Genomic DNA, 6,620 nt, shown 5'->3' with positions numbered 1-6,620 from the left:
CGACACGACCGTCGTGAGCAACGACCACCACAGTCGCAGCGGCGGGTGACCAACCCTCTCCCCGGCATCAACCAATGCCGGAAACCCGACACGCCCCTTGACAAGAGGTACCTACATATCAGCTAGTCCGCCGCACTCGCCGACGTGCTGAGCAGATCCTTTCTGGATATCGAGATCATATGCACACCAATCGGACTCATCGTTGAGGGTGTGCTGAGGAAACCTGGGTGCGGACCGTCGGTACAGTAATCCGCTATGGCGTATCGAGAGTTTGATGGCACCAGTACCGTGGAGAAGTACGTCGACGTGACGCGGGTATCCCGTGTCGTAGACCGCGCCCTCACGAGGGGTCTGGCCCGCGACGATCTCGCCGCGTCGGCAGGTTCGTTGGTGGGGACGATCGCGCAGGCGGTGGCTTCGAGTGCGATATTGGGGTTCTGTGCCGCACAGTGGGCGGGTCGCGACGTGGGTGTCGGCGTCGCCGTCGGGGTCCTCATCACCTGGGCGGTGATAGTGGCTGCGAGACTCGTCGATCCGTTCATTCGCTGGAATCGTGCGTTGCCGGTGGGAGAGTCGGTCTGGGCCGAGTACAAGCCGGACGCCGTGGTAACCGGCACCGAAAGCGCCTACGACGCGATCAATCGTCGTCGCATCGTGCGCGTCGACCGGCGTGCGACCAGCCTGTGTCTGGTCACCGATGCAGGCCGCGTCAGTGTGGTCCCCAATATCCTTGTCCCGCCTGAGATCGCGGCCGAACTGATCGGCGAAGCGAAACCCTAGATCCGGGACCACATCGCTTGCTCAACTCCCCTGTGCACGCAATGCATTCCGTGTATCTGGGAGTCGAACGCGCAACTCCCACCCTGCTAGACGTCGAGCGCGGCGACTCGCTTCTTCTCCGCCTCGACGTCGAAATCTGCGGGTGGCCAATCCAAGTCGAGTCCGGACAGTGCGTCGATGAGCAGTTCGCAGACCGCGAGTCGGGAGAACCACTTGCGGTTGGCCGGGATCAGATACCACGGCGCGTCATCGGAGTCGCACTGGTCGAAGATCGCCTGATACGCCTCGAGGTACTGATCCCAGTAGGCGCGTTCGTCGATGTCGCCTGGGTTGTACTTCCAGTACTTGTCCGGCCGTTCCAGACGTTCGGTCAGACGTGCCTTCTGTTCCGACTTCGACACCACCAGAGCACATTTGATGATCGTCGTGCCGGCGTCGACCAGCTCGGACTCGAACTGGTTGATGATGTCGTAGCGCCCCGACCACTCCGACTCCGGTACCAGATTGTGCACTCGGACCGGCAGGACGTCCTCGTAGTGTGAGCGGTCGAAGATGCCGATGCGTCCGGCGGGTGGCAGCGCGTTGCGGATGCGCCACAGGAAGTCATGCTGGAGTTCCTCCGGGGTGGGCTTGCCGAAACCCTTGATGGCCAGTCCCTGGGGATCGAGAAGACCGCCGACGTGGCGGACGATCCCGCCCTTGCCCGCGGTGTCCATCCCCTGCAGGACCAGCAGCACCGACCGGCGATCGCCGGCGCGGCCGTTCGCGTACAACAACTCCTGCAGGTCGGCGAGGGCGGCGCCGCGTTCGGTCAGGAGGGTCTCGCCGAGTTCGCGGTCACCGTCGAATCCGGGGGTCGAGTCGGCGTCGAAGGCGGCGATCGGTCCGGTGTGGGCGACCCGGAGGGCGGTGGTCGGCGGCGCGGACCAGCCGGTCGTGGACTTCGGGGACTTCGCGTGCCCGTTCTTGTTGCCGTTCTTGCCCATTGCCTCACGACCTCCTCGTCGACGTGGGGGAGAGCCTACCGGGCGGTGGGGAGGTGGGCGTTCACTTCGGCGGATACAGTCCGCCGCCGCCGAACGCTTCGCGGTGCGAATCGGGTTGTGCACCATCGTTGTTGACGATCCCGTGATCGCGTCCGTACTCGGCGCCGATGACGGTGTGTCCACTCAGCGACGCCAACGCCGGGTCGTCGGCCAACGCGGCGATCACCCGACCGACGAACTCCGGGTCCTCGGCGCGGCTCAGCGAGAAACCGGCGAACTCGTCGACCCCGAGCGAGAGCAGCAACTCGGTGCGAATGAGGCCGAGCCACAACGAGATCGCGGTGACGCCGGTGCCCTCGAGTTCGGTCGCCATGTCGGCGGCCATCTTGTCCAGCCCGGCCTTGCTCATGCCGTAGAGCACCGAATGCAGATGCCCACGGGAACCGAACGACGAGATGTTGACGATCAGACCCGACCCGGCGTCGACCATCGCCCGCGCCGCATGCACCGACGCGACGTAGTGGGCGCGCAGGCCGACACCGATCAGCGTGTCCCAATCCGACACCGGGCGCTTCCAGAAGGGCTCGGAGAAGCCGCCGAATCCCTTCGGCGCCGCCCACGCATTGTTCACCAGCAGATCCAGGCGCCCGGCCGCGCCGGAGATCGTCGCAAAGACCTCGGCGACGGCCGCGTCGTCGCGATGATCGCAGGCCAGTGCGTGGGTGCCGTCGGGGCCTACGCCGCGACGCGAGGTCACATAAACCGTCCACCCGGCGTCGACGAGCGCGGTGGCCACACCCCGTCCCACGCCCCGGCTTCCGCCGGTGACCAGGGCGACGCGACGCTCGGTCACTCGGCCTCCGATGCGGCGGCGTCGGCCAGGGGATCGGGCAGCGGCGGCGGCGCCGTCATGAATGCCTCACGGGAGCCGTTCACCCCGGCGACTCCGACGATCGAACTCCACACCATCATCGTGAGGTAGTCGATGAGTTCGGTGACGGCGATCGGATGATCGGCCATCCACCAGTCGACGGCCCGCTGAATGCCGCCCACCAGGGTGTAGGCCCATACCTGGGCGCCCGCGGTGTCGCCGCCCCGTTCGTCCAGACGCATGATGATGGTCGCGGTCAGCAACTGGGCGACCAGCTTCTCCGACTCCGCCGAGGTCACCGACGACGTCGGCGACGCGGAGATGGCGAAGCGATACAACTCGGGTTCGTCGGCGACGGCGTGCACGTACACGCTGATCACCGTGCGGGTGAGGGTGTACTCGTCGACGTCGTCGGTGATCGTCTCGGTCAACCGCGGCATCAGGGTGGTCTCGAAGAACCGGATGGTCGTGGCCACCCCGAGGTCGTTCTTGTCGCTGAAATAGCGATAGAGCACGGTCTTGGAGACACCGATGTGCCCGGCGATCTCGTCCATGCCGACATCGGCGCCGAGTTCCCGGATCGCGGCCATGGTGCCGTCGGTGAGTTCGGTGCGACGGGCCTGCTTGTGCTTTTCCCAGCGTTGCCGCCGGCCGTCCGGCTTGACCCGGTCGTCGCCGGATGCGCCCAGGATGGCCTGCTCGAAGCCGCGCGTCACATTCGCCGCCGCCGACACCGCCGCACGAGCCGCCGACGCGGGGTTGGGGCGATTTGCCATCACCCGGTCAGAGTAGTCGGTGCCGATAGGTAAGACTGGATGGGTGTCAACACTGAGTCGGGACGTCGCGGGTCGTCATGCCGCGTCCGGGGGGCGTCACGCAAAGCCTGCCAACTCGCCGGGCTTCGCAGCCGGAGGCTCCTCCGGCGACGAGCGCCGTCGCCGCGAACTGCGCAAGATGAAGATCATCGCGACCAGCCTGCTGGGTGTGGCCGCGGTGATCTATCTGTTCACCCGCTACCTCGAGAACCGCGACGGTGACGCCGTCGCCGCCTGGGTCGGATATGTCCGCGCGGCGTCGGAGGCGGGAATGGTCGGCGCGCTCGCCGACTGGTTCGCCGTCACCGCACTGTTCCGTCATCCGTTGGGTCTGCCCATCCCGCACACCGCGTTGATCCGCAAGAAGAAGGACGACATCGGCGATCAGCTCGGCGGGTTCATCGAAGAGAACTTCATGACCCCGGCCGTGATCGAGGAACGCGCAGAGCAACTCGACCTGCCCCGGCGGGTGGCCACCTGGCTCGCCGATCCGGCCAACGCGCCACGTGTCTCCGACGAGGCCGCGCGCGCCATCAAACTCGCCTCGGAGATGTTGCGCGACGAGGACATCGAGCAGTTCATCCAGGCCGCACTGCGCTGGGCCGCCGAGCCCGAATGGGCGCCACCGATCGGCCGCATCCTGCATCAGCTGATCGACGAGGAGCGTCTGGAACCGGTCTTCCAGCTGCTGTGCGATCGAGCGCACGACTGGGCACTGGGCAGTCAGGCGCTGATCGACCGGGTCGTGGAAAGCGATGTCGGCCCGGCGTGGAAACCGAAGTTCGTCACCACACTGATGGGCGACAAGATCTACCGCGAGCTGGTCGATTTCACCTACAAGGTCAAGAGCGACCCGAATCACGAGATGCGGCGCTCGATGCATCAGTTCGTCGAGCAGTTCGCCCACGACCTGCAGTACGACCCGGAGATGGTCGCCAAGTTCGAGGCCATCAAACACGAACTGATCGGCAGTGACGAGGTGGCCGACGCCGCGTCGACGGCGTGGAACACCGGCAAGGCCGTCATCGAACAGATGCTCGCCGACCCCAACAGCACCCTGCGCAACACATTGGCCGACGCGGCGATCAATCTCGGTCGGCGCATCCGCGACGATCGGCCCCTCCAGGAGAAGATGAACGGGTGGGTCGCACGTGTCGCCAATCACGTCGCCGTGAACTACTCGCGTGAGGTGATCTCGGTGATCACCGAGACGGTGCGTGGTTGGGATGCCGAGGACACCAGCCGCAAGATCGAGTTGCAGGTGGGCCGTGACCTGCAGTTCATCCGGATCAACGGCACCGTCGTCGGCTCGCTCGCCGGGCTGGCGATCTACACGATCTCGGTGCTGATCTTCCACTGACCCGGCGACGACCGCATGCAGCAGTGCTTGCACTAGTTAGCACCTGAGTCGATACTGGCTCCAGTGAGCGACGAACCGGCACCCGACGCAGCAGACGCCCCGGACGAGGACACCTCGGCCGGTGACGACGTGGGTGGCGTGACGCAGACCGTCGAAGCGGTCACCGCCGTCGCCTCGGATGCGGTGGCCACCGCCGCACAGGACATCGGTGCCTTCATCCGATCGCAGCGACTGTCGGCCGAGGTGTCACTCCGGCAACTCGCCGAGCGGGCCGGCGTCAGCAACCCGTACCTGTCGCAGATCGAACGGGGCCTGCGGAAACCGTCGGCCGACGTACTCGCCCAGATCGCCAAGGGCCTGCGGGTATCGGCCGAAGTGCTGTACGTTCGGGCCGGAATCCTCGAAGAACGACCGGCCAGCCCGGTGCGGGACGCGTTGATCGCCGACGACTCCATCAGCGAGCGTCAGAAACAGATGTTGCTCGAGATCTACGAATCCTTCCGAAAGGAAAATGCCGCCGGCGTCGACGACGCCGCCGGGGCGGACCCACATGAGTGATCGCTCGACAGACTGACACCACCGCAGGAGGAGCATGTCCGAGAATCCGTTGTCCACCGCACTCGGCCAGGTGTCGGCGCTGCTGACCGAGTTCCGCGAACGGGGAGAGGCCGCCACCGAGCAGGCGCAGGCGAAGATCGGTGACGCCGTCGACGAGGCGCAAACCAAGGTCCTCGAATCGATCGGCGTCGCCCAGGAAAAGCTGTCGGAGTCACGTGACGATGCCCAGGCCCGACTGACCGACACCGTCGAGGGTGCGCAGTCGAAGGTCGACGACGCTCTGTCCGCCGCGCTCGCCGCATTCGAGGAGGCGAAGGCGAAGCTGTCGTCGTTGCCGATCGAACTGCCCGAGGAGATCGACGAACTGCGCGCCCGATTCACCCCGGAAGAACTTCGCAAGGTGGCCGACGCCTACCTCGCTGTCGCGGCCGCACTGCTCACGTCGCTGTCGGAGCGCAGCGAAGAGGTCCTCGGCAAACTCAAGTCCCAACCGCTGGTCGAGGAGAACCTTCCCAAACTCGAGAAGGTGTACACCGACGCGGTCGCGCTCACCGAAGACGCACTGGGCACCATCGCCACCCAGACCCGGCTCGTCGGCGAACGCGCGGCCCGCGGCGTCGGAATGAGTTCGGCCGCTGCGACTCCGGAGTTGCCGGCGGCCAAGAAGGCGGCAGCCAAGAAGGCTCCGGCCAAGAAGGCTCCGACCAAGACGACGGCCGCCAAGAAGGCTCCGGCCAAGACGACGGCCGCGAAGAAGGCTCCGGCCAAGACGACCGCGGCGAAGAAGGCTCCGGCCAAGACGACCGCGGCGAAGAAGGCACCGGCGAAGACGACGGCCGCGAAGAAGGCCCCGGCGAAGGCGACCGCTGCGAAGAAGACACCGGCCGCGAAGAAGACTCCGGCGAAGACGGCCGCCGCGAAGAAGGCGCCGGCCAAGAAGACAACCGCCGCGAAGAAGACAACCGCCGCCAAGAAGACTGCCGCGAAGAAGGCTCCGGCGAAGACGACCGCTGCGAAGAAGACGACGGCCGCGAAGAAAGCTCCGGCCAAGAAAGCTCCGGCCAAGAAGACCGCGGCCAAGAAGACGACCGCCGCCAAGAAGGCGCCGGCCAAGCGGACACCGCGCTCCTAGACGGTATGAGGAGGTTCGGGGCCGAAGGCCTCGAGCTGCAAGTCAAGACGTGGGTTGCCAGAACACACTGGTAGAGCCACATTGCAGACTCAGGAGGCCTCCGGTGATTACTCAGGGT

Annotated in this window: 7 protein-coding genes; 4 read left to right on the top strand and 3 right to left on the bottom strand. The window is 66.0% G+C overall.

Annotated elements, in window-relative coordinates; genetic code table 11:
• Nucleotides 1–255: 255 nt before the first annotated feature.
• Nucleotides 256–780, top strand: a complete 525-nt coding sequence (locus tag ABLE94_RS26145; protein WP_348807651.1) for a hypothetical protein — start codon at nucleotides 256–258, stop codon at nucleotides 778–780.
• A gap of 86 nt (nucleotides 781–866) precedes the next feature.
• Here the strand turns inward: ABLE94_RS26145 and ABLE94_RS26140 are convergent, their stop codons facing one another.
• The 3 genes from ABLE94_RS26140 to ABLE94_RS26130 all read right to left on the bottom strand — a co-directional run bounded on the left by ABLE94_RS26140 (nucleotide 867) and on the right by ABLE94_RS26130 (nucleotide 3,413).
• Entirely contained in the window at nucleotides 867–1,766 is a 900-nt protein-coding gene (locus ABLE94_RS26140) for a polyphosphate kinase 2 family protein (RefSeq protein ID WP_348807650.1), read from the bottom strand.
• A gap of 61 nt (nucleotides 1,767–1,827) precedes the next feature.
• Nucleotides 1,828–2,619: an SDR family NAD(P)-dependent oxidoreductase gene (locus ABLE94_RS26135; protein ID WP_348807649.1), complete on the bottom strand. Its 792-nt coding sequence runs from the start codon at nucleotides 2,617–2,619 to the stop codon at nucleotides 1,828–1,830.
• On the bottom strand, nucleotides 2,616–3,413 hold the full coding sequence (locus ABLE94_RS26130; RefSeq protein WP_348807648.1) for a TetR/AcrR family transcriptional regulator: 798 nt from the start codon (nucleotides 3,411–3,413) through the stop codon (nucleotides 2,616–2,618). Before ABLE94_RS26130 ends, ABLE94_RS26135 begins: the two co-directional genes overlap by 4 nt.
• Nucleotides 3,414–3,465: 52 nt before the next feature.
• Between ABLE94_RS26130 and ABLE94_RS26125 the strand changes: the two genes are divergently transcribed.
• From ABLE94_RS26125 to ABLE94_RS26115, 3 genes are all read left to right on the top strand, one after another.
• Entirely contained in the window at nucleotides 3,466–4,812 is a 1,347-nt protein-coding gene (locus ABLE94_RS26125) for a DUF445 domain-containing protein (protein WP_348807653.1), read from the top strand.
• Nucleotides 4,813–4,875: 63 nt separating this feature from the next.
• Nucleotides 4,876–5,370, top strand: coding sequence for a helix-turn-helix domain-containing protein (locus ABLE94_RS26120; RefSeq protein ID WP_425476291.1), 495 nt, complete (start codon nucleotides 4,876–4,878; stop codon nucleotides 5,368–5,370).
• A 34-nt stretch (nucleotides 5,371–5,404) separates the two neighbouring features.
• Nucleotides 5,405–6,502 carry a heparin-binding hemagglutinin gene (locus ABLE94_RS26115; RefSeq protein WP_348807647.1) on the top strand — a complete coding sequence of 366 codons (1,098 nt, stop codon included), beginning with the start codon at nucleotides 5,405–5,407 and terminating at the stop codon, nucleotides 6,500–6,502.
• Nucleotides 6,503–6,620 lie beyond the last annotated feature (118 nt).

The sequence above is a fragment of the Gordonia sp. VNK1 genome, assembly GCF_040049135.1.
Taxonomy (GTDB): Bacteria; Actinomycetota; Actinomycetes; order Mycobacteriales; family Mycobacteriaceae; genus Gordonia; species Gordonia oleivorans.
The sequence above is the reverse complement of the archived record's forward strand: the minus strand, read 5'-3'. Positions and strand labels throughout refer to the sequence as shown.